This is a genomic window from Streptomyces sp. NPDC002499, from assembly GCF_053595415.1.
This window is the reverse complement of record NZ_JBSFXO010000010.1, coordinates 32,542-54,971: the sequence shown is the minus strand read 5'-3', so window position 1 is coordinate 54,971 and position 22,430 is coordinate 32,542. Positions and strand designations below refer to the sequence as shown.

At 72.4% G+C, this 22,430-nt stretch carries 14 protein-coding genes; 11 read left to right on the top strand and 3 right to left on the bottom strand.

The genetic code is table 11. The annotated features are described in order from the left end of the window. Positions 1-356 precede the first annotated feature (356 nt). The 9 genes from ACWD5F_RS27805 (at position 357) to ACWD5F_RS27765 (ending at position 17,892) form a co-directional block, all read left to right on the top strand. A complete protein-coding gene (locus ACWD5F_RS27805; RefSeq protein WP_451258908.1) occupies positions 357-3,962 on the top strand; it encodes an FHA domain-containing protein in 3,606 nt (1,201 codons plus the stop codon). Between the two features lie 308 nt (positions 3,963-4,270). Next, the gene (locus ACWD5F_RS27800; protein WP_451258348.1) at positions 4,271-5,656 is read left to right on the top strand and encodes an ABC transporter substrate-binding protein; all 1,386 of its coding nucleotides are present in this window, start codon (positions 4,271-4,273) and stop codon (positions 5,654-5,656) included. Positions 5,657-5,665: 9 nt separating this feature from the next. Next, the gene (locus tag ACWD5F_RS27795) at positions 5,666-7,015 is read left to right on the top strand and encodes a carbohydrate ABC transporter permease (RefSeq protein ID WP_451258346.1); all 1,350 of its coding nucleotides are present in this window, start codon (positions 5,666-5,668) and stop codon (positions 7,013-7,015) included. Positions 7,016-7,089: 74 nt separating this feature from the next. Further along, positions 7,090-7,893 carry a carbohydrate ABC transporter permease gene (locus ACWD5F_RS27790; protein WP_451258906.1) on the top strand — a complete coding sequence of 268 codons (804 nt, stop codon included), beginning with the start codon at positions 7,090-7,092 and terminating at the stop codon, positions 7,891-7,893. A 142-nt stretch (positions 7,894-8,035) separates the two neighbouring features. After that, positions 8,036-10,312 (top strand): bifunctional glycosyltransferase/CDP-glycerol:glycerophosphate glycerophosphotransferase, encoded by a 2,277-nt coding sequence (locus ACWD5F_RS27785; RefSeq protein WP_451258344.1) that lies wholly within the window; start codon positions 8,036-8,038, stop codon positions 10,310-10,312. Positions 10,313-10,456: 144 nt separating this feature from the next. Beyond that, positions 10,457-12,655: a bifunctional glycosyltransferase/CDP-glycerol:glycerophosphate glycerophosphotransferase gene (locus tag ACWD5F_RS27780; RefSeq protein ID WP_451258342.1), complete on the top strand. Its 2,199-nt coding sequence runs from the start codon at positions 10,457-10,459 to the stop codon at positions 12,653-12,655. An 8-nt stretch (positions 12,656-12,663) separates the two neighbouring features. Next, the gene (locus ACWD5F_RS27775) at positions 12,664-14,907 is read left to right on the top strand and encodes a bifunctional glycosyltransferase/CDP-glycerol:glycerophosphate glycerophosphotransferase (protein ID WP_451258904.1); all 2,244 of its coding nucleotides are present in this window, start codon (positions 12,664-12,666) and stop codon (positions 14,905-14,907) included. Beyond that, positions 14,904-16,193, top strand: coding sequence for a hypothetical protein (locus tag ACWD5F_RS27770; protein ID WP_451258340.1), 1,290 nt, complete (start codon positions 14,904-14,906; stop codon positions 16,191-16,193). Before ACWD5F_RS27775 ends, ACWD5F_RS27770 begins: the two co-directional genes overlap by 4 nt. Before the next feature lie 109 nt (positions 16,194-16,302). Next, positions 16,303-17,892, top strand: a complete 1,590-nt coding sequence (locus tag ACWD5F_RS27765; RefSeq protein WP_451258338.1) for a hypothetical protein — start codon at positions 16,303-16,305, stop codon at positions 17,890-17,892. A 28-nt stretch (positions 17,893-17,920) separates the two neighbouring features. Here ACWD5F_RS27765 and ACWD5F_RS27760 read toward each other — a convergent pair whose 3' ends face one another. Then, on the bottom strand, positions 17,921-18,334 hold the full coding sequence (locus ACWD5F_RS27760; protein ID WP_124000360.1) for an organic hydroperoxide resistance protein: 414 nt from the start codon (positions 18,332-18,334) through the stop codon (positions 17,921-17,923). A 126-nt stretch (positions 18,335-18,460) separates the two neighbouring features. On the opposite strand from ACWD5F_RS27760, the gene ACWD5F_RS27755 reads away from it, so the two are divergent. Then, the gene (locus tag ACWD5F_RS27755; RefSeq protein ID WP_402350256.1) at positions 18,461-18,940 is read left to right on the top strand and encodes a MarR family winged helix-turn-helix transcriptional regulator; all 480 of its coding nucleotides are present in this window, start codon (positions 18,461-18,463) and stop codon (positions 18,938-18,940) included. Here the strand turns inward: ACWD5F_RS27755 and ACWD5F_RS27750 are convergent. Continuing rightward, positions 18,894-20,495 carry a glycosyltransferase family 39 protein gene (locus tag ACWD5F_RS27750; protein WP_451258335.1) on the bottom strand — a complete coding sequence of 534 codons (1,602 nt, stop codon included), beginning with the start codon at positions 20,493-20,495 and terminating at the stop codon, positions 18,894-18,896. The two genes, ACWD5F_RS27755 and ACWD5F_RS27750, sit on opposite strands and share 47 nt — an antisense overlap. A 189-nt stretch (positions 20,496-20,684) precedes the next feature. On the opposite strand from ACWD5F_RS27750, the gene galE reads away from it, so the two are divergent. Beyond that, positions 20,685-21,665 (top strand): UDP-glucose 4-epimerase GalE, encoded by a 981-nt coding sequence (gene galE / locus ACWD5F_RS27745; protein WP_451258333.1) that lies wholly within the window; start codon positions 20,685-20,687, stop codon positions 21,663-21,665. A gap of 51 nt (positions 21,666-21,716) precedes the next feature. On the opposite strand, the gene ACWD5F_RS27740 is transcribed toward galE, so the two are convergent. Beyond that, positions 21,717-22,361 (bottom strand): response regulator, encoded by a 645-nt coding sequence (locus tag ACWD5F_RS27740; RefSeq protein ID WP_451258331.1) that lies wholly within the window; start codon positions 22,359-22,361, stop codon positions 21,717-21,719. Positions 22,362-22,430: the final 69 nt, after the last annotated feature.

Genomic DNA, 22,430 nt, shown 5'->3' with positions numbered 1-22,430 from the left:
CCTGTTGATTGCCTACGTTCCGACCCACTGTAGTGCCGACACCCTCGGCACCGACTTCTCAACTTTCTGTGCGTCTTACGTACCGCTTGTCGTACATGTTCGAAGGAAAGACGCTCGACTCGGTCCCTCCGGTTGCCCGATCCGCGCGTGACCGATCTCAAGCGGTCGTCAGTGAAGTACTGATCAGGCACTTTTGAGGGCAGAGCCGACCAATCAAGATCACTTCTGGCTGGACCGTGGGCGTGTTGTCAGTGGCAGGTGCGAGGATGCGTGGAGTACTGGCCGACGTGCTCGTGTGGGGTGGGGGGAAAAGTCCGCGCCCGCGCAGACCCGCGCAGAAGGGACCGCTGACGGCGATGCAGATCCGGCTGACCGTCGTAGACCCGCTGGGCCCGCCCGATCGGGTCCGGGGCCGCACCGCGAGCTGCGACGTGCTGGTCACCGCGCCCGCCGGCACGGCCCTGGCCGAGGTGGCGTCGGCGCTGTCGTCGGCGGTCTCCGGCGACGGTGGCGCGCCTCCGTCCGAGCGAGCCCGCGAGGGCGGCGGCCCAGTGGTGCTGTACGTGGGCGCGGAGCGCCTCGACGACAAGCGCTGCACCCTCGGCGAACCCCCGCTGATCGACGGCGCGGTGCTGTCCCTGAGCGCCCCGGCCGAGCCCGAGCCGCACCCCGAGCTGGACGACGCCCCGACCCAACTGCACGTCATAGCGGGCCCGGACGCGGGCGGTGTCCACCTCCTGCACGGCGGCGAGATCCGCATCGGCCGCTCCGCCGACGCCGACGTCCCGCTCGACGACCCGGACGTCTCCCGGCTGCACTGCGCGGTCACGGTCGCCGCGGACGGTCGCGTCTCGGTCGCCGACCTCGGCTCGACGAACGGCACTCTGCTGGACGGCAGCCGCGTGAGCACCCACCCTGTGCGGCTCGCCCCCGGCGCCCTGCTGCGCGTCGGCGAGTCCGCCCTGCGCCTCACCCCGGCCGGCGGTCCCGGCGCGCGCGTGCCGACGGCCCCGGACGGCGAGGGGCACGTGCGCGTGTCCTGCGACGGCGGACACCCCGGGACCGACCCGAAGACCGGCTCCCCCGACGCCCTCCACGCACGCGTGGCCGACGGCGGCGACACCTCCACCCCCTCACGGGGACTGCCCACCCAGAACCACGGCCCGGCCGACCCGCTCGTCCCCGGACAGGGCGGCGCGCCCCGGATCGAGAGCCGGGGTTCGGCGGGTCCGGCGGGCGGCAGCGGCGACACGCACGCCGGTGTGTTCGGCGTCGGGGCGTGGACGGCGAACGGAGACGCGGACGGGAACGGGGACGGGAGGGGGACGGTCGGTGCGGGAGCCGCTTCGGCGGAACGCACGCCTTCTTCCACTTCTTCCACGAATACGTCTTCTACGACCACGCACGACACGGCCCCCGACGGCGACCCGTCGCTCTCGCGCAGGCGCGGCGGCATCGCCGGGTGGGCGCGCCGGCTGACCGGCGGACGCGGGGAGCACTCCGCGGCCGACCAAGACGTGTACGACACGGACGAGACCGACGACACGGATGCCGGCGCCGACCTGGCGGCGGGCCCCGCGTCGACCGCCGGCCGTTCCCAGGCCCCGGAGACCTGGCCGGACCTCGCGGCCCTGCTGCTGACGGCGCTGGGCCCCGGACCGCGGCTGTGGGAGCGCGAGCCGGGACACCGCGAGGCGCTCACGGTGCGGCTCGGCACGGCGGACCGCACGGCACCCGACGGCTCCGGTCTGCTGCCGGCCGTGCCGGTGACGGCGGATCTGCGGGAGGCCGGGGCCCTCGGCCTGGCCGGCCCCCGCACCCGGCTGTCCGGGCTGGCCCGCGCGGTCGTGGCCCAACTCGCCGCGCTGCACTCCCCCGAGGCGCTGGAGATCGTCCTGATCAGCGCCGACCGCGCCCGCCCCGCGGAGGACCGCAGCGCCGAGTGGTCCTGGCTCGGCTGGCTCCCGCATGTGCGCCCCGGACACGGTCAGGACTGCGGCCTCCTGCTCGCCTACGACCGCGAACAGGCCACGGCCCGCACCGACGAACTCCTGCGCCGACTGGACGAGGCCCCTGCGATCGCGCACACCGTCCCCGCGGCCCGGCGGAGCGAGGTCCGGAGCACGCCCCGGCGCCCTTCCTGGGCGAAGGACGACGGCGCCGAGGGGACCGACGGCTTCGCGGGGCCGTACACCCTGGTGATCGTGGACGGGGACACCGGTGGCGCCGCCGTGCGCGAGGCGGTGGCGCGGCTGGCCGTGGAGGGACCGCGCGTCGGCATCCATGTGCTGTGCCTCGCCGAGACGGCACCGGCGTCGCCCGCGTCTCCGGTGACGGACACCTACGAGGCGGCGTGCGCGGTGGCACCGGCGTTCCGGGAGTGCGGCGCGGTCGCGCTGCTGAGCGGTGACGTGGCGACGGCGCTGCGGCTGATGCGGGTGGCTCGGGGCGGGGCGCCGACGCCGGAGGCGATGGCGGGTACGGATGCCAGGACGCCCTCCCGACTCACGCCGAGCACCTCACCCGCACCGGTTCCCTCCTCCCTCTCCCCCTCCCCCTCTCCCGACCAGCTCCGATCCGGCTCCGGCACCTCCGACTCCGGTACCTCTGACTCCAAGACGCCGGGTCCCGTGGGCCCGGGCAGTGTCGCCGCCGTGGACGCCGTCTCGCTCGCCTGGGCCGAGCGGTTCGCGCGGGCGCTGGCGCCGTTGCGGATGGACGGCGCCGGGCGGGACCGGCACGCGCGCGTGTCCCTGCCGTTGCCCCAAGCGGCGCGACTGCTGGACGAGTTGGGGCTGGCCAGGGCCACTCCGGCGTCGCTGATGGCGCGTTGGGCGGACGCGGCGGACGACACCCAGGCGCTCGACGGCCGGGCCGCCGCCGTGCTCGGGGCCGGCCCGCGCGGCCCGGTCGGCGCGGACCTCGTGGTGGACGGGCCGCACCTGCTGATCGAGGGCCCGGCGGGCAGCGGGCGCACGGAACTGCTGCGGGCGGTCGTCGCCTCGCTGGCCGCGGCCGAGCGCCCCGACCGGCTGGGCATCGTCCTGATCGACGGCCGGGACAGCGTGGGCACGGCGGGCGGTCACGGCGAGGGCCTGCGGGTCTGTACGGACGTACCGCATGTGACCACCCATCTGACCGCCAACGACCCCGTGCGGATGCGGGAGTTCGCGCAGTCCCTGAGCGCCGAGCTGAAGCGGCGGGGCGAGTTGCTGGGCCGCGCCGACTTCGCGGAGTGGCACGCGAGCCGGGAGATGTCGGGCCGGCTGGTATCGCAGCGGGCGTCGGCGCGGGGGACGGCGACGGCGCAGGGCGCGTCCGGTTCGTCCGGCACCTCCGTCTCCTCCGTCTCCTCCGTCTCCTCCGGGGCCGGTGACCTGGACACCCCGCCCAGTTCGACGCTGCGGCTGCGCCCGGCGGCTGCGCGGCGGCAGACGGAGTCGGCACCGCCGTTGCCCCGGCTGGTGGTGGTCGTGGACGACCTGGACGCACTGGTCTCCCCCGCGCTCGGCTCACCCGGCCGGCCGGCGGCGGGTTCCGTGATGCGGGCGCTGGAGGCGGTGGCCCGGGAGGGCGAGCGACTCGGCGTCCACCTCGTGGCCGCGACGAGCCCCGGCGGCCGTACGGCGGAGACGGAGCCGTCCCGCCGAGCCGCCCTCCGCGTCACCCTGGACGCCCCGACCCCGGGTCCGGACGAACCGTCCCCCGGCCGCGGCCGCCTGACCTGGTCCGACGGCAGGGCCATGCCCTTCCAGGGCGGCCGGGTCACCGGCCGCATCCCCCGCACGGCCACCCTGCGCCCCACGGTCGTCCCCGTCGACTGGCAACGCATGGGCGACCCCCCGACCCGCCGCCACGTCCGCGAACTGGGCAACGGCCCGACAGACCTGGCCCTCCTGGCGAGCGCACTGGAACGAGCGACCCGAGAGGTCTCGGCGACGGAGGTCCCGTCGCTGCTGTGATCGAGGGGTCATCTTTCACGTGGGTCCAGGCAATCTCAGCCCGTCCGGCGTTTGAGGACGAGGCCCTTCGGGCCGATGGGGGTCTGGGGGCGTAGCCCCCAGGGACGCGCACCCCCACCGACCCCCGCCTCCGCCGACCCCCGCCTCCACACAACCCGCACCCCCACCGACCCGCGGCCCAATCACAACGTGGTCACGATCGCCCACTTGACACGGATCGCAGTCTTGCCGCCCTCGCACACCCGGCGTAGACCGGATCGCACGGAACAGCGCTGAACGTTCGACGAAGCTCGAAGAACGGGGCAGTCATGCGCAGCACGTGCAGCAAGATCCGGACACGCAGGGCCGCCAAATCCGCAGCCGCGCTCCTCGCGGCAGCACTCGCACTCGCGCTCACGGGATGCGGCGGCAGCGATGACAAAAAGGACGACTCCGGTGCGAGTGGCGGGAGTTCGGAGAGCAGCAGCGGTCTGAAGCTGCCGAAGCTCAACGGCCAGACCCTGGAGGTCGCCGCCGTCTGGACCGGACCCGAACAGGACAACTTCCTCAAGGTCCTGGACGAGTTCAAGAAGCGCACCGGCGCCAAGGTCGACTTCGTGCCGACCGGCAACAACACCTCCACGTTCCTCGGTACGAAGATCGAGGGCGGTCAGCCACCGGACGTCGCGTTCCTGCCCCAGGTGGGCGTGTTGCACCAGTTCGCGGACAAGGGCTGGCTCAAGCCCCTCGGCGCGGACGCCCAGGCCCAGTTGGAGAAGAACTTCTCCAAGGGCTGGGTGGACCTGGGCGCCTGGAAGGGCAAGCAGTACGGCATCTACGCGAAGGCCGCCAACAAGTCGCTGGTCTGGTACAACACCGCGGCCTTCGAGGCAGCCGGCATCACCGACACCCCGAAGACCTGGAAGGACTTCCTCTCCACCGCGCAGACCCTGTCGGACGCCGGCTCCCCGGCCGTGTCGATCGGCGGCGCGGACGGCTGGACGCTGACCGACTGGTTCGAGAACGTCTATCTCTCGCAGGCCGGCCCGGAGAAGTACGACCAGTTGGCCACGCACAAGATCAAGTGGACGGATCCGTCGGTCAAGGACGCCCTCACCACGCTCGCGCAGCTGTGGGGCAAGGACGATCTGATCGCGGGCGGCCGCAAGGGCGCGCTGAACACCGAGTTCCCGAAGTCGGTCACCCAGACCTTCTCCGGTGACACCCCGGCCGCGATGGTCTACGAGGGCGACTTCGTCACCGCGAACATCAACGCCGACACCAAGGCGAAGCTGGGCACGGACGCGAAGGTCTTCCCGTTCCCGGCGGTCGGCAGCGAGTCGCCCGTGGTCAGCGGCGGCGACGTGGCCGTGGCGCTGAAGGACGGCGCGGGCGCGCAGGCGCTGCTGACGTTCCTGGCCTCCACGGACGCGGCCGAGATCTGGACGGCGCAGGGCGGTGTCATCTCGCCCAACAAGGAGATGGACCCGGCCAAGTACAAGGACGCCGTCACCAAGCAGATCGCCGAGGCGCTGATCGCGGCCGGTGACAACTTCCGCTTCGACATGTCCGACCAGGCGCCGGCCGCGTTCGGCGGTACGCAGGGTGTGGGCGAGTGGAAGGACCTTCAGGACTTCCTGCGCAACCCGTCGGACGTGGCCGGTACCCAGAAGAAACTGGAGTCCGACGCGGCCAAGGCTTATGCGACCGGCTGACCCGCAGCGATGACAACCGCCGCGAAGGCGGAGGGCGCCGGCGCACTGCCGACGCCCTCCGGGCAACCGCGCAAGAGCGTGATGGGGACCCGGTTGTGGGTGGCGGTGCTGTTCCTGCTGCCCGCGCTGATCCTGCTGGGCGCGCTCGTGGTCTACCCGATCGGGTACTCGGTCTGGCGCAGCCTCTACGACGCCGACGGCTCGGGGTTCGTCGGCCTGGACAACTACAGCGACATCTTCTCCAACTCCTCCACGCTGACCGCCGTACGCAACACGGCGATCTGGGTGGCGGTGGCGCCCGCCGTGGTCACCGCGCTCGGTCTGATCTTCGCGGTGATGACCGAACGGGTGCGCTGGGGAACGGCGTTCAAGCTGATCGTCTTCATGCCGATGGCGATCTCGATGCTCGCGGCCGGCATCATCTTCCGGCTGGTCTACGAGCAGGATCCGAGCCAGGGCGCCGCCAACGCGGTCGCCAAGGCGGTGCACGACACCTTCGTGTCGTCGTCGGTCTATCCGAAGGCGCGGCCGAACGCGACGGCGAGCGACCTCAAGGCGTCCGGCGGCGGCTCGTTCACCTCGACGGGCACGGTGAAGGCCGGCACGCCGGCGCTGCTGCCCCTCGTGGGCATCGCCCCGAACAAGCTGCCCGGCACCCCCGAGGACGCGAAGGCGGCGAGCGGTTCCGGTGTCACCGGCACCGTATGGCTGGACTTCAAGCTGGGCGGCGGCGGGACGAAAGGGCAGGTCGACCCGGGTGAGAAGGCGCTGAAGGGCGTCAAGGTCGAGGCCGTGAAGGACGGCAAGGTGGTCGCCTCCGCCAAGAGCGGCGCGGACGGCGTCTTCACACTGCCGGCCTCGGCCGACGGAGCCCAACTGCGGTTGCCGGGCTCGAACTTCGCGGCGCCGTACGACGGCATCGACTGGCTCGGTCCGACGCTGGTCACCCCGGCGATCATCGGCAGCTATGTGTGGATGTGGGCGGGCTTCGCGATGGTGCTGATCGCGGCGGGTCTGGCCGGCGTCGACCGCAATCTGCTGGAGGCGGCCCGGGTGGACGGCGCCAACGAGTGGCAGGTGTTCAGACGGGTCACGGTGCCGCTGCTCGCGCCGGTCCTGGTCGTCGTCCTCGTCACGCTGATGATCAACGTGATGAAGATCTTCGACCTGGTGTACATCATCGCGCCGCAGCCCAGCCAGGACGACGCCAACGTCCTTGCCCTGCAACTGTTCCTGTCCTCGTTCGGCGGGGGCGGCAACTACGGCGTGGGCAGCGCGATCGGCGTCATCCTGCTGCTGCTCGTACTGCCGGTGATGTTCGTCAACATCCGCCGGCTGCGGAAGGAGCGTGAGCGGTGACCACCCTCGACTCGGCCGTGCGCGGCAAGCGTTCCTTCGCCTCCCGGGTGGCGAGCGGGGCTGCGGGCGGGGCGATGCGGATCTTCCTGATCCTGGTCGCGCTGTTCTGGCTGGTGCCGACCTTCGGGCTGCTGGTCTCCTCGTTCCGCGACCCGACCGACATCGCCTCCTCGGGCTGGTGGAAGGTGTTCACCGCGCCGAGCCAGCTGACCGCCAAGAGCTATCAGACGCTCCTGGAGAAGGACGCGATCACCCACGCGCTGTTCAACACGATCTGGATCACGGTCCCGGCCACGCTCCTTGTGGTGCTGTTCGGCGCGATGGCCGGATACGCCTTCGCCTGGCTGGACTTCAAGGGCCGCGACTGGTGGTTCCTGCTCGTGGTCGCGCTGCTCGTCGTGCCCGTCCAGGTGGCGCTGATCCCGCTCTCCGATCTCTTCGGCAAGATCGGGATCTTCGGCGACATCATCGGCGTGGTGCTCTTCCACGTCGGCTTCGGGCTGCCGTTCGCCATCTTCCTGCTGCGCAACTTCTTCGCGGAGATCCCGCGTGAACTGCTGGAGGCGGCACGGCTGGACGGCGCGGGCGAGACCCGGCTGTTCTTCACGGTGATCCTGCCGCTGGGCGCGCCCGCGATCGCGTCCCTGGGCATCTTCCAGTTCCTGTGGGTGTGGAACGACATGCTGGTGGCGCTGGTCTTCTCCAACTCGGAGTCGCAGCCGCTGACGGTCGCACTGCAGCAGCAGGTACGGCAGTTCGGCAGCAACATCGAGATCCTCGCGCCCGGCGCGTTCATCTCGATGGTGATCCCGCTGGCCGTGTTCTTCGCGTTCCAGCGGCAGTTCGTGTCCGGCGTGATGGCGGGCGCGGTCAAGTAGCCGGAAATCAACAGGAAAGGGGGATTCCGTTCACCCGGAGTCCCCCTTATGCCGTACGAAACCGTAACCAAGTCACTCCATCGGCCGTTCCCGGGCAAGGCCCGACCGGGCTTATCGCCCGCGCCGACCGACTGGATGTGTCTTGCCCAGGTTCAGTGTCATCGTCCCCGCGCACAAGGTTCAGGCGTATCTGCACGCCTGTCTGGAATCGGTGCTGTCGCAGTCGTATCCCGACCTCGAACTGATCGCGGTCGACGACTGCTCGCCGGACGGATGCGGGGCGGTCATCGACGAGTTCGCGGCCCGCGACCCGCGCGTGCACGCCGTGCACCTGCCGGAGAACGGCGGTCTGGGCCCGGCCCGCAACGCGGGTCTCGCGCTCGCGACCGGCGACTACCTGGTCTTCCTGGACGGCGACGACACCCTCACCCCGCACGCGCTGCGCGCGATCGCCGACCGGCTGAAGGAGACGGGCGAGCCGGACGTCCTGGTCTACGACTACGCGCGCACCTACTGGTCGGGCGACACCGTCCGCAACCAGGCCGCGGGACAGCTCACCGAGCAGGGCCCGGCGCCCTTCCGCCTGGAGGACCGCCCGGGCCTGCTGCACCTGCTGATGGTGGCCTGGAACAAGGCCTACCGCCGGGAGTTCGTGCAGGAGCACGACTTCTCCTTCCCGCCCGGCTACTACGAGGACACCCCCTGGACCTACCCGACCCTGCTGGCCGCCGAGTCGATCGCCACCCTCGACCGCGTCTGCGTCCACTACCGCCAGCGCCGCCAGGGCAACATCCTGTCCACCACCAGCCGCAGCCACTTCGACGTCTTCGAGCAGTACGACCGGGTCTTCGCGTACGTCGCCGAGCACCCCGAACTGACGCGCTGGCGCCCGGTGTTGTTCCGCCGCATGGTCGACCACCTGGCGAAGGTCTTCACGCACCGCGAGCGGCTGCCCCGCGCGGCCCGCGCCGAGTTCCTGCGCAAGGCCCGCGCCCACTACCGCCGTTACCGCGTCCCCGGCTCCCCCGTCCCGCTCTCCTCGCGGCTGCGGCACGCGCTGGTCCGCTGGAGCCTGCACCGCACCTACAACACGCTCCAGTCGGCCTCCGCCCTGAACCGCAGGACGGCCAAACGCACCGCCAAACTCCTCCGCGCGGTGCGGGCGTTCACCCTCCGCCTGCACTACGGCATCCAGCTCCGCCTCCCGTTGCGCGCCGACCGTGCGGTGTTCGCCGCCCACCAGGGGCGCGGCCACGGCTGCAACCCGGGCGCGCTGGAGGAGGCGTTCCGCGCGCACGCCCCGCACATCAGCACGGCGTGGATCGCCCGCCCCGAGCACCACCACGCGGTGCCGACGGGCACCCGCCGGCTGACCCCGGACACGGCCGCGTACTGGACGGCGCTGGCCCGCTCCAAGTACCTCGTCAACAACGCCGACTTCGACCGCCGGATGCGCAAGCGGGACGGCCAGGTCTTCGTGCAGACCCACCACGGCACCCCGCTCAAGCACATGGGCCTCGACCTCCAGGAACGCCCGGCGGCCGCGCACGACCTGGACTTCGAGCAGCTCCTGGCGGGCGTCGACCAGTGGGACCACGTCGTCTCCGCCAACCGCCACTCCACCCTCACCTGGGAGCGCGTCTTCCCGGGCACCTACACCACCCTCGAGTACGGCAGTCCCCGCAACGACGTGTTCCAGAAGGCCACTTCGGCGGACGTCGCCCGGCTGCGCGCCTCCCTCGGCATCCCCGACGACACGGTCGCGATCCTCTACGCGCCGACCCACCGCGACTACCGCCGCACCCAGCGCGTCGACCTCGACCTGGAGCGCGTCCTGCGCCGGCTGGGCCCGCGCTTCGTGGTGCTGGCCCGCGCCCACTTCCGGCACGGCGGCCCGCTCGCGCAGCACGGCGGCCGGGTCGTCGACGTCACCGACCACCCGAGCGTCGAGTTCCTCTGCCTCGCCTCGGACGCGCTGGTCACCGACTACTCGTCCCTGATGTTCGACTACGCGGGCCTGGACCGCCCGCTCGTGATCCACGCCGAGGACCGCGAGGCCTACGAGGCGGCCCGCGGCACCTACTTCGACCTGCGTGACTTCCCGCCGGGCGCCGTCGCCCGCAGCGAGGACGAGCTGATCGACATCTTCGCCACCGGCCACTGGCGCGGCTCCCGCTCGACCCAGCTGCGGGCCGCGTTCCGCGAGCGCTTCTGCCCGTACGACGACGGACGCGCCGCCGAACGGGTCGTACGCCACGTCGTGTTCGGCGAGCGCGACCTGCCGTCGGTGATCCCGCTCGAAGCGCGCCACCCGGTGCCGTCGACGGCCGCGAACCGCGCGCACTCCCCGCAGACGACCGAGGCGCAGGCGACCGTGCCGCGGCCCGCCGGTCCGCCGACCGTCGCCGACCGCCTCTGAACACCGTTCTCACCCTGGGGAGTTCACATGCCGTCCAGCCCGTCGAGGCCCACACCGACCCGCCCGACCACGTGGCGCCCGACCGGCCGCCCGGGCCTCCGCCCCACCAGCTGAGCTCAACGGAACACTTACAGAAAGAGCAGAATGCCCCGCTTCAGCATCATCGTCCCGTCCCATGGGGTGGCGGGACGGCTGTCCCAGGCGCTGGACTCGGTCCTCGCGCAGTCCTTCGGCGACTTCGAGCTGATCCCGGTCTGCGACGCCCCCGACGCGCCCGCGGCGGACGTCGTCGCCGGGTATGCCGAGCGGGACTCCCGGGTGGCCCCGGTGCACTCGCCGCCGGCGGCCGGTCTGGCCGGGGCGCGCACCACCGGGATCCGCGCGGCGAACGGCACCCATCTGCTGTTCCTGGACGGCGACGACGTGCTCGTCCCCGGCGCGCTCGCGGCGCTGGACGCCCGCCTGACGGAGACCGGCGAGGTCGACATCCTGCACTTCGAGCACGAGCGCACCCCCTGGTGGGAGGGCGAGGCGACCAACCCGGCCGCGCTGCTGCTGCCCAAGAGCCCGCCCGGCGCCTTCTCCCCCGACCAGGTCCCGCAGCTCACCGGCGTCCAGTTGCCGGCCTGGAGCGCGGCCTACCGCCGGGCCTTCCTCACCGAGCACCGACTCGCCTTCCCCGAGGGCCACTTCACCGACGTCGGCTTCTGCGGACTGGCCGCGATGAGGGCGGAGCGGGTCGCCGTGCTGCACTCGGTCGTCGTACGGCACCTGGTGCGCCGCCAGGGCAGCCGGCTCGGTCTGCCCGGCGCGCACCACCTCGAACTCCTGGACCAGACGGAGCTGTTGCTCACGCGAGCCGCCGAACTGGGCCTGTCCGCCGAGCGGTCCGTCGCGCTCTTCGAGCAGCTCTTCGCCGCCGTGCTGAAGACGGCCGCGCACCCGGCACGCCTCGGCGACACGGGCCGCGCCTTCTTCCGCCGGGCGAGCCTGCTGTACCGCGGGCACCGCCCCGCCGGCCACCGGGCCCCGGGCGGCAGCCTCGGCATGCAGCACCGGTTGCTGGCGAGCGGCTCGTACGCGGCCTTCCGCGCCCTGCGGATCGCCAACCGCTCGGCGACCCGCGCGGCGGAACGCCTCCCGCGCCCCCGCGGCCTGCGCACCCGACTGCTGTACGCGCGTGATCTGCGCCGGCCGCTGGACGAGAACCTCGCCGTGTACTGCGCGTACTGGGGCCGCGGTTACGCCTGCAGTCCGGCCGCGATCCACGCCATGGCCCGCCAACTCGCCCCGCACATCCGGTCGGTGTTCCTGGTCGAGCCGGACGCGGTGGACTCGGTGCCGGACGGGATCGAGTACGCGGTCATCGGCAGCCGCCGGTACTGGTCGGTGCTGGCCCGCGCCAAGTACCTGGTGAACAACGCCAACTTCGCGGAGGGCGTGGTCAAGCGCCCCGGCAGCGTGCACGTCCAGACGCAGCACGGCACCCCGCTGAAGAAGATGGGCGTGGACCAGTCGACGTACCCGGTGGTGGCCGCCGCGACCGGCAGCTTCGCCAAGCTGCTGGGCCGGGTGGACCGCTGGGACTACAACATCTCCTCCAACAGCCACTCCACCCAGATGTGGGAGCGCGCCTTCCCGGGCTCCTACGAGCAGGTGGAGTACGGCTATCCGCGCAACGACGTCTTCTACACGGCGACGGCCGACGATGTCGCCCGGATCCGGCGGGAGTTGGGCGTCCCGGAGGGCAAGACGGCGGTCCTGTACGCCCCGACCCACCGCGACCACCACTCCGGCTTCGAGACCGGCCTGGACCTGGAGGCCTTCTGCGAGGCGGCCGGCGAGGACGTGGTGGTGCTGCTGCGCGCCCACTACTTCTACGACCGGGGCCGGGGCTCCAGCAGCGGCCGGATCATCGACGTCACCGCGCACCGCTCCTCGGAGGACGTGTGCCTGGCCGCCGACGCGCTGGTCACCGACTACTCGTCGATCATGTTCGACTACGCCAACCTGGACCGGCCGATCGTCGTGTACGCCGACGACTGGGAGGTCTACCAGGAGACGCGGGGCGTCTACTTCGACCTGCTGAAGGCACCGCCCGGCCCGGTGACCCGGACGCCCGAGGAACTGGCCCGCGTCTTTCGCGACGGCTCCTGGGCGGGCCCCGAGTCGACGGCGGCGCGGGCCGAATTCCGGGACCGCTTCTGCCAGTTCGACGACGGGTACGCCGCCGAGCGCGTCGTACGGCGGGTGTTCCTCGGCCGGCCGCCGGAGGAGATCCCGTCCGTGATCCCGCTCGCGCGACGCGTCCCGGCCCCCGCCGCCACCCTCGTAAGGAAGTGACCTCCGCAGTGCCCCGCTTCAGCGTCATCGTCCCCGTCTTCAAGGTGCAGGGCTTTCTGCGCGAGTGCCTCGACTCCGTTCTGGAGCAGTCCTACCGGGACATCGAGGTGATCGCCGTCGACGACCGCTCCCCCGACGGCTGCGGCGCGATCCTCGACGAGTACGCGGCCCGCGACCCGCGCGTGCGTGTGCTGCACCTGCCGGAGAACGTCGGCCTGGGCCGCGCCCGCAACGCCGGTATGCCGCACGCCACCGGCGACTTCCTGTTCTTCCTGGACAGCGACGACACCCTCACCCCGGGCGCCCTGCGCGCCCTGGCCGACCGCCTCGACGAGACGTCCGACCCGGACGTCCTGGTCTTCGACTACGCGCGCACCTACTGGTGGGGCGGCACACGCCGCAACGTGCTCGCGCACGTGCTCGCGGAGGCCGCCGACACCACCTTCACGGTCGCCGAACGCCCGGAGATCCTCGATCTGTTGATGGTGGTGTGGAACAAGGTCTACCGCCGCGACTTCGTGCTCAAGCACGGCTTCGAGTTCCCGCCCGGCTACTACGAGGACACCCCCTGGACCTTCCCGGTGCTGCTCAGCGCCGACCGGATCGCCACCCTCGACCGGATCTGCCTGAACTACCGCCAGCGCCGCCAGGGCAACATCCTGTCCACCACCAGCCGCAAGCACTTCGACATCCACGACCAGTACGAGCGGGTCTTCGCGTTCCTCACCGCCCGCCCGGAGCAGGCGGGTTGGCGGCCCTACCTGCACGCCAAGATGGGCGAGCACTGTCTGGACATCCTCTCCAAGCCGGACCGGCTGCCGCCCCGCGACAAGGCCGAGTTCTTCCGGCGCACGGCGGAACTCTTCCGCACGCACCGCCCCGAGGGCTCCACCACGGCCCCCGAACTCCGGGTGCTGGAAGGGAGTTACCAGGCCTACCGCGCCAAGCGACAGACGGACCGGGCCCGGCGCGAACTCGCCCGCCGGGCAGGGAAGTTGCGCACGGCGGCCGGCGTACGCCTCACCCGTGGCCGCTCCGCCCTGACCGCGCGCCGCTCCCTCGACCCGGACCTCGTCCTCTACTCGGCCTCCTCGCACCAGGGCGTCCTCGGCGACCCCGGCGCGATCCACCGCAAGGCCCGCGAGATCGCCCCGCAGCTGCGCGGAGTGTGGGTGGTCCGGGACGAGGAGACGGCGGCCCTGCTGCCGGCGGACGTCGAGCACGTCCTGCTCGACTCCCCGCAGTACCGCCAAGTCGCCGCCCGGGCCACGTACTTCGTCAACAACGTCAACTGGCCCGGCACGCTCGCCAAGCGCCCCGGCAGTGTCCACATCCACACCCACCAGGGCACCCCGCTCAAGTACATGGGCGCCGACCTGCTGGAGCGGCCCGGCGCCCGGCACGGCTTCGACGTGCCACAGCTGCTGCGCCGCGCCGACCGCTGGGACCACAGCCTGGTCGCCAACCTCCACTCCGAGCTGGTGTGGGAGCGGGCATACCCGTGCCACTTCGCGTCCGCGCGCACCGGCAGCCCGCGCAACGACATCCTGGTCAACGCCCGCAAGCAGGGCGGCCTTTCGGAACACGGACAGGCGGTCCGCGAGCGGCTCGGCATCCCGGCCGGGCACACCGTCGTGCTGTACGCCCCGACCCGCCGCGACTACCGCAGGGGCGGCCACGTGGACCGCGTCGACCTGGCCCGGTTCGCCGAGGACCTGGGCGCGGGACACACCCTCCTCGTCCGCCTGCACCCCACCCTCGCCACCGGCCCCGCGCGCGGCCTGGGCCTGGCCGAACTGCACCGGCGGGGCGTGCTGATCGACGCGACGGACGAGCCGCACGTCGAGGACGTGATGCTCGCCTCGGACGTGCTGGTCACGGACTACTCGGCGGTGATGTTCGACTACGCCAACCTGGACCGGCCGATCGTGGTCCACGCCGACGACCTGGGCGCGTACACGGCGAGCCGGGGCACCTACTTCGACATCACGGCCCAGGCGCCGGGCCATGTGTCGCGCTCCTACCGGGAGTTGGCGTGGCTGCTGACCTCCGGGACCTGGCAGGACGAGGAGTCGGCGCGGCTGCGGGCCGGATTCCGGGCGCGCTACTGCGCGTTCGACGACGGGCGCGCCGCCGAGCGGGTCGTCCGCACCCTGCTGCTCGGTGAGGAGATGCCACGGCCGTCGGCCGCCCGGATCCCCGCGCCCGCCTCCGCCTCCCCCTCCGGACACGATCTGCTCGCCCGGTCGTGAGGCCGCGCACCTGGGTGCTGGTCCTGGCCGGGGTGTTCGCCGTGCTCCAACTCGCGAACGTCACCGGCCGGGACACCCCGGACACCAAGAACTACCTCTCCTACGCCCTGAGTCTGCGCGGCGACAGCAAGGAGGAGGCGGCGGCCGCCACGATCGACTACGCCTGCGCGGGCAAGGCGTCGATCGCGCGCCGCAACCAGGGCGTGGACGTCGTCCGCTTCCACGCGCCCGACCCGGCCGCGCGGGTCATGAGGGAGTGCCGGACTGCCGAACTGCGAGGCGTCCAGGCGCGGTTGAGGTCCGGACAGACGGGCGGGCCGACCGTGCCGTTCATGCCGGAGCGGTTCATGCGGATCTTCGAGGTGCGGCCCGGGTACCCGCTGTTCCTGGTGCCGTTCGTCACGGTGTTCGGCGTGACGTGGGGGCTGTGGGTGTCGGGCGTGGCCGTCACGGTCGCGGGCGGGGTCCTCGTCTTCCTGATCCTGCGCACGCTGTCGGTCCCGGTGCCGCTCGCCCTGACCGGACAGGCGCTGTTCCACGTCCTGCCGTGCGGGGCGACCGCGATGCGCCCCATGACCGAGGGCCTGATGCTGACGCTGACCCTGGCGGCGCTCTGGGGCTGCGCGTTGGTCCTGGACGGGCGGCGCGCACGGGCGGGCCTCGGGCTGGTCGGCGGTGCGCTGCTCGCGCTGTTCACGGTGAAGCACTCGCAGGCACTGTTCCTCGGGCTGTGCCTGGCGACGGCGGGCGCGCTGATCGCCGTGCACCGGCGCAGGCGGGGCAGGTCGCCGGGGCGGGCCCTCGTGGCGGTCGCGTGGGTCGGCCTGGGCGCCGCGCTCGGGACGCTGCTCCTGGCGAAGGCGCTCAACTACCCCTCCGAGTCGGAGAGTCTCCAGGATCTGCTCACCGACCACTTCTCCCGGCCCGACCGGGCAAGGCTGTGGCCGGAGTTCCTGCATCTCCAGTTCAACTTCTGGGTGGAGTGGCTGCGTCGGCAGCTGTGGGAGCCGCTGTTCCTGACGGCGCTGGCCGCCGGTGTGTGCGGCGCACGGCGGCGACCGGCGTTCGGCTGCTTCCTCGCCGCCGCCGCGTTCACGGGGATCCTCACGCAGGCCGGGCACCCGGACATCACCATCTGGGGCGACCGGCTGATCGTGCTGGCGTGGCTGCTGCCGGTGGTGGGGGTGCCGTTGCTCCTTGAACCTGTGGTGCGCGGAAGGGCGCGGGTGCCGGGGCAAGGGCCGGAGCAGGGCCTCGGGAAACCGGCGGTTCACTCGATGAGGTGATCTCGGGTGGTGTCGTTGACCCCGACGGGAACATACGGCAGATGCCTCGCCCCTCTGCCCTCCGGCTCTCTGCTCACCGACCCTCCGCTCCCCGACCCGCAGCTCACCGGTGAGCACCGCTCTCGCCACCCGGCGCATCGTGCGCGGCGCGACGGCGCTGCGCGGCGGCCGACCCTGGCGCCCCACTCCCTACCAGGCCTTCGGCTTCCTGTTCTGGCTGGTGATGTCGCTGGCGTACTGGCGGGTGCCGCTGTGCTGCGACGCCGGTCAGCACGCGGCGGTCGTCGAACGCCTCAAGGCGAGCCTGCTCCGGCCACGCCACCCGATGGCCGACCTGCCGGGCGCGGGCAGCCCGTACTACTCGCCTTACGCGGTGGTCCAGGGTGCGTTCGCGCGGCTGACCGGCCTGGGCGGCTGGGAGGTGCTGCGGCTGGCCGGTCCGCTGAACCTGCTCGTGCTGCTCACCGGCATCGGCCGCTTCACGCGCGTGCTGACGCCGAGACCGTGGGCCCCGGTCCTCGCGGTCGCCTCGATGACCCTGCTGTGGGGCACCGAACGGGCCTGGTGGAGCGGCTATCTCGGGCTGATGTCGATGACGGGCAACCTCGGCTACCCGTCGACGTTCGCGATCGGCCTCGCCTTCTGGGCCTGGGCGCTGACGGGCGCGCGGGCACGGAACGCGGAGCGGGTGCGGTACGTCGGCCCGAGCGGGCTGCCGGGCCCGGTCGGATACGCGGGGCTCGGCGCGCTGTACGGGCTGATCCTGCTGATCCATCCGATCACCGCGGTGGCGGCGGTCCTCGGCGCGGTGGCGTTCGTGGCGGGATGGCAGCGCGGCTGGGGGCTCGCCGCGGCGGGGCGCTGGGCGCTCGCGGGCGGGACGGCCCTGCTGGTGGCGGTGGTGTGGCCGTACTTCGACGTGTTCGCGCTGGCCGCCGACGGCAGCGTGGACGCGCTGCACCGGCGGCTGTACTCGGGCCTGACCGGCCACTTCTGGCTGGCGCTGCTGGGGCTGCCGGCGCTGTGGCTGCGGGCACGGCGGGCACGCGACAAGACACCGGGGGCCGCGTGGTGGTCGTGGGCGCGGGATCCGCTGGTGCTGATGTTCGGCCTGGAGTGCCTGGTGGTGGCGTACGGCTGGCTCGGCGGGCACTACACGTACGGCAGGATCCTCGGACTGACGCTCGTGCCGCTCCAGTTCGCGCTCGCCGTGGAACTGGCGGCGCCCCGGCCGTGGTCGGTGCGGCGGCGGACGCTGGGCGAGATCGCGGCGATGGCCGCCTGCGTCGGCTTCGTGACCGTGCAGGCGGGGGCGGTGGTGCCGCGGTCGCTGGATCCGGTCGGCTTCGCACAGCCGCCGCGCTGGCCCTCGTACGCCTGGGCCGCGCGGCACATCGGACCCGGCGAGGTGGTGATCACCGACGGCTACTACGCCGTCCACGCGATCGCGGGCTACGGCCCGAACCTCGCCGCGCCCGCCTGGCCGGACCCGGCCCTGGACGAGCGGGAGCGGCTGCGCCGGCTGGCCGATGTCCAGGGTTATCTCGCTCCTGGGTCGACCCGCGCCGGGCGCGCCGCCGTCGTCCGCCGCTACCACGTGCGCTGGCTGCTGCTGACGCGCTGGCACCCCGTGCCCGCGGAGGCCGTGGTGGTGGCGTGGAGTCCGCGGACGGGGGAGGTGCTGGCGCGGGTCGGGTGAGGTCGTACCGCTCGATCGCTCGGCGGACCTACTCGACGACGAGGGTGACCTCGATGTTGCCGCGGGTGGCGTTGGAGTAGGGGCAGACCTGGTGGGCGGCCTCGACCAGCTTGTGGCCGGTGGCCTCGTCCACGGTGTCGGGGAGCTCGACGCGCAGGGTGACCTTCAGGGCGAAGCCCTCGCCCACCTTGCCGATGCCGACCTCGGCGGTGACGGCCGCGTCGCTGACGTCGACCTTCGCCTGCCGGCCGACGGCACCGAGGGCGCTGCCGAAGCAGGCCGCGTAACCGGCGGCGAAGAGCTGCTCCGGGTTGGTGCCCTGGCCGTTGCCGCCCATCTCCACCGGGAAGGCCAGCGGGAGGTCGATCTTGCCGTCGGAGGAGACGGCGCGACCCTCGCGGCCGTGGGTGGCGGTGGCGACAGCGGTGTAGAGCGCGTCCATGGAAAACCATCCCTCTCAAAGTCATCTGCCGGCGGCTTCGGCTTCTTCGACCGCCTGACGGGTTCCAGTAGAGCACACAATTAAATTGCGTACAACTAAATGGCTCGCAAAGGCTATCCTTGACCCATGACCACGCCCACTCCCACTCCGCCCACCACCGACTGGCTCCGCCTCGACCAGCAGATCTGCTTCTCCCTGAACGCGGCCTCGCGCGCGTTCGGCGGTGTCTACCGCGTGATCCTCAAGGATCTCGGGATCACGTACCCGCAGTACCTGGTGATGCTGGTGCTGTGGGAGCACGGCGAGCTGCCCGTCAAGAAGCTCGGCGAACACCTGCGGCTCGACTCCGGCACCCTCTCCCCGCTGCTCAAGCGGCTGGAGGCGGCCGGTCTGGTCCACCGCGAGCGCAGCGCCCGCGACGAGCGCTCGGTGGAGGTGGGCCTGACGGAGGAGGGCGCCGCCCTGCGCGAGCGCGCCCTCGCGGTGCCCCGCCGCATCTCCGCCGCGACCGGCTTCGACGTGGACGAGATCCGGGCGCTGCGGTCCCGCCTCGACGACCTCACCGCGGCGCTGGACGCGGCGACGCTGGAGGAGACGTCGGAGTGAGCGCGGGGGTGGGCGCAACTTGCTTGCTCGACCCACCCGTTGGGCCGGCCGTGGCCGTCGGGCCGAGCCCCACCGCCGCACCCGGCCCCACCCCCGCCGTCGGACCGAACGCGTCCGGCCGTCTGACGTAGAGCCGGAGGCCCACTCCTCCGAGTACATAGCGCGTCCGCTGCGCGCTCGCGGGCTCGAACTGCTCCTCCACGGCGGTGAGTTTGGCGCGTTCGGTGGGGTCGCCCGGGTGCCAGCGGGTGCGCAGGGCGTACGGCTCGGTGACGACCCAGAGCCGGTGCACGCGCGCGAGTCTGCGGCGCAGTTCACCGGCGCCCACCTCACGGCCGTAGAGCGTGCCGGACGGTGGGCCGGGCTCGCCGAGCGCGATGTCCCGGGCCCGCCGGAACCCCTCGGGGTACACCAGCGCCGCGCGCCGGCCGATCGACGGGAGGTACACCACCGGGTCGCCGGGGCGCAGTTGGCGGGCGGCGAGCGCGGAGACGGCGGCGAGGTCGTCGGGGCGGTGGGCGGGGGCGCGGTCCTGGCGGTACATGGGGAGGGCGTGGAGGAAGGTCAGGGCGATGGCGAGGGCGCCCGCGGCGGGGCTGTGGAGCAGGCGGCGGCGCATCGTCGACCGGCCGACGTCGGCGGAGACCAGCCGGTCCGCGCCGGCCGCCACCAGCAACGGCATTCCGGCGAGGGCGTACAGCACGTACCGGTCGTCGTACATGGGCCGCACCTGCGAGACCGTCATCAGCAGCGCGGGCGGCACCACCGCCAACGGCAGGGCGACGGCGGCCACTTGACGCACCCGCAGCCCCAGCGCCACGAGCATCAGGCAGGCCCAGAACACCACCCCGGTGGGTCCGGCCGCGAAGTCGCGCAGCAGCCGTTCCGCGCTCCCCCACCCCGGCACCGGCAGCCACTCCACCTGGTCCGACTGCGCCCGCGACACCACCACGAGCGGCAGCAGTACGACACCCACGGCCCCCGTCGCACGCGCCCAGCCCCACCACGCGCGCTTCGGCGCCCGCGTCCAGGCCAGCGTGACCGCGTGCGCGGCCGGCACGAGTACGGCCAGTTCGTGCAGCAGGCAGGTGACGGCGAGCACGAGTGCGTACGGCCACCAGGACCGGCCGTCCAGCGCGCGCACCAGGAGCAGCGTGGCCCCCGCGACGCCGGCCGCGACCAGGGCGTACGACCGGCCCTCCTGCGCGTAGTGCCCGGTCAGTGGGGTCACGGCGTACAGCAGTCCGGCCCACAACCCGACGCGCGCCCCCGCGAGCCGGACCCCGAGCGCTCCGACGAGACCCGCCGTCGCGGCGGCGGCGCACACCGACGGCAGGCGCAGGACGACCTCGCCGGAGTGGACGGCGAGGACGGCGTGCATGAACAGGTAGTACAGGCCGTGCACCGCGTCCACGCCGTGCAGCAGTCGCCAGATCTGCGGGACCGAGCGCCGCGCGACCTGGAAGGTGACGCCCTCGTCGCGCCATATCCCGCCGCGGTCGAGCCCCCACAGCCCGATCGCGAGCATGACGGCCGCGGGCACTGCCACGGCCACGACGGCTTCCGTAGGTTTTCGACGCCTGACGTCCGCACCCTCACTCTCCACGGAAGTCATTTTGTACTACTAACAAGCACTTACAGATGATTGACGACGCATGAGGACGGCGAGGACACCGGTCCCCGCCCGACACCCCCCGCCTGCTTCACTGATACGCGGGACACATCGACGAGGGGACGGACGCACATGACCTGGCTGATCACCGGTGGCGCCGGCTACATCGGGGCGCACGTCGTCCGCGCGATGACCGAGGCGGGCGAACAGGCCGTGGTGTACGACGACCTGTCCACCGGCATCGCCGAGCGCGTGCCGGACGGGGTGCCGCTGGTGACCGGCTCGACGCTGGACGGCGAACGGCTGGCGCGCACGCTCGCCGACCACGAGGTCACCGGGGTCGTCCACCTCGCGGCGAAGAAGCAGGTCGGCGAGTCGGTCCACCTCCCCCTGCACTACTACCGCGAGAACGTCGAGGGTCTGCGCGTCCTCCTGGAGGCCGTCACGACGGCCGGCGTCCCGTCCTTCGTCTTCTCCTCCTCCGCGGCCGTGTACGGCATGCCGGATGTGGACCTGGTGACGGAGGAGACCCCCTGCGTCCCCATGTCCCCCTACGGCGAGACGAAGCTGGCCGGCGAGTGGCTGGTCCGCGCGACGGGCCGCGCGACCGGCCTCTCCACCGCCTCCCTCCGCTACTTCAACGTGGCGGGCGCGGCGGCCCCCGAACTGGCCGACGTCGGCGTCTTCAACCTCGTCCCCATGGTCTTCGAGAAGCTCACCGAGAACGCGCCCCCGCGCATCTTCGGCGACGACTACGACACCCCGGACGGCACCTGCGTACGCGACTACATCCACGTCGTCGACCTCGCCGAGGCCCACGTCGCCGCCGCCCACGCGCTGCGCTCCGCCCCCGGCCGCGACCTCACCCTCAACATCGGCCGCGGCGAGGGCGTATCGGTCCGCGAGATGATCGACCACATCAACACCCTCACGGGCTACGACCGCCCCCCGACCCCCCTCCCCCGCCGCCCCGGCGACCCCGCCCGAGTAGTCGCCTCGGCCGACCGAGCCGCCACCGAACTGGGCTGGAAGGCCAAACACGACATCCAGGACATGATCACGTCGGCCTGGGCGGGGTGGGTACGACGGCATCCGGGGGTGGGGCGGGGCTGACCTGCCCGGGCCGACGCCGGCCGGAGGTCGCTGAGCCCATCTCCGGGTTGGCTACCGGTTGTTGAGGTACGCCAGTACCGCCAGCACCCGGCGATGCCCGCTGTCGCTCTGGGGCAGGCTCAGTTTCAGGAAGACGTTGCCGATGTGTTTGTGGACGGCTCGTTCGGTGACTACCAGGGATTTCGCGATGGTGGCGTTGTCGTGGCCCTCGGCCATCAGGGAGAGGACCTCGCGCTCGCGGGGGGTGAGGGAGTCGAGGGGGGAGTCCTTGCGGCGGGTGAGGAGTTCGGTGACGACCTCGGGGTCGAGGGCGGTGCCGCCGGCGGCGACCCGTTCCAGGGCGTCGAGGAACTCGTCGACCCGGCCGATCCGGTCCTTGAGGAGGTAGCCGAGCCCGCTCGCGCCGCCGGTCAGCAGCTCGGCGGCGTACGACTCCTCGACGTACTGGGAGAGCACCAGGACCGGGAGGCCGGGGATCTGTTCGCGGGCCTCGAGGGCGGCGCGCAGGCCCTCGTCGCGGAAGCCGGGGGGCATACGGACGTCGAGCACGGCGGCGTCGGGGCGGTGTTCCAGGAGGGCGGGGAGCACCTCGGGGCCGGTGCTCGCGACGGCGACCACGTCGTGTCCCGCGGAGGTCAGGAGGAGGACCAGGCCCTCACGCAGCAGGGCGTTGTCCTCGGCGATCACGACTCTCACGGCAGTTCCGCCTCAACTCCGGTCACCGTGCGCACGGCGACGTCCTGTCGGCCACCGGCGGCCTGATCA

Bases quoted from the DNA above. Each gene is read 5' to 3' on its own strand.
- ACWD5F_RS27805 (WP_451258908.1), top strand. From the start codon at position 357: ATGCAGATCCGGCTGACCGTCGTAGACCCGCTGGGCCCGCCCGATCGG.
- ACWD5F_RS27800 (WP_451258348.1), top strand. From the start codon at position 4,271: ATGCGCAGCACGTGCAGCAAGATCCGGACACGCAGGGCCGCCAAATCC.
- ACWD5F_RS27795 (WP_451258346.1), top strand. From the start codon at position 5,666: ATGACAACCGCCGCGAAGGCGGAGGGCGCCGGCGCACTGCCGACGCCC.
- ACWD5F_RS27790 (WP_451258906.1), top strand. From the start codon at position 7,090: ATGCGGATCTTCCTGATCCTGGTCGCGCTGTTCTGGCTGGTGCCGACC.
- ACWD5F_RS27780 (WP_451258342.1), top strand. From the start codon at position 10,457: ATGCCCCGCTTCAGCATCATCGTCCCGTCCCATGGGGTGGCGGGACGG.
- ACWD5F_RS27760 (WP_124000360.1), bottom strand. From the start codon at position 18,334: ATGGACGCGCTCTACACCGCTGTCGCCACCGCCACCCACGGCCGCGAG.
- ACWD5F_RS27755 (WP_402350256.1), top strand. From the start codon at position 18,461: ATGACCACGCCCACTCCCACTCCGCCCACCACCGACTGGCTCCGCCTC.
- galE (WP_451258333.1), top strand. From the start codon at position 20,685: ATGACCTGGCTGATCACCGGTGGCGCCGGCTACATCGGGGCGCACGTC.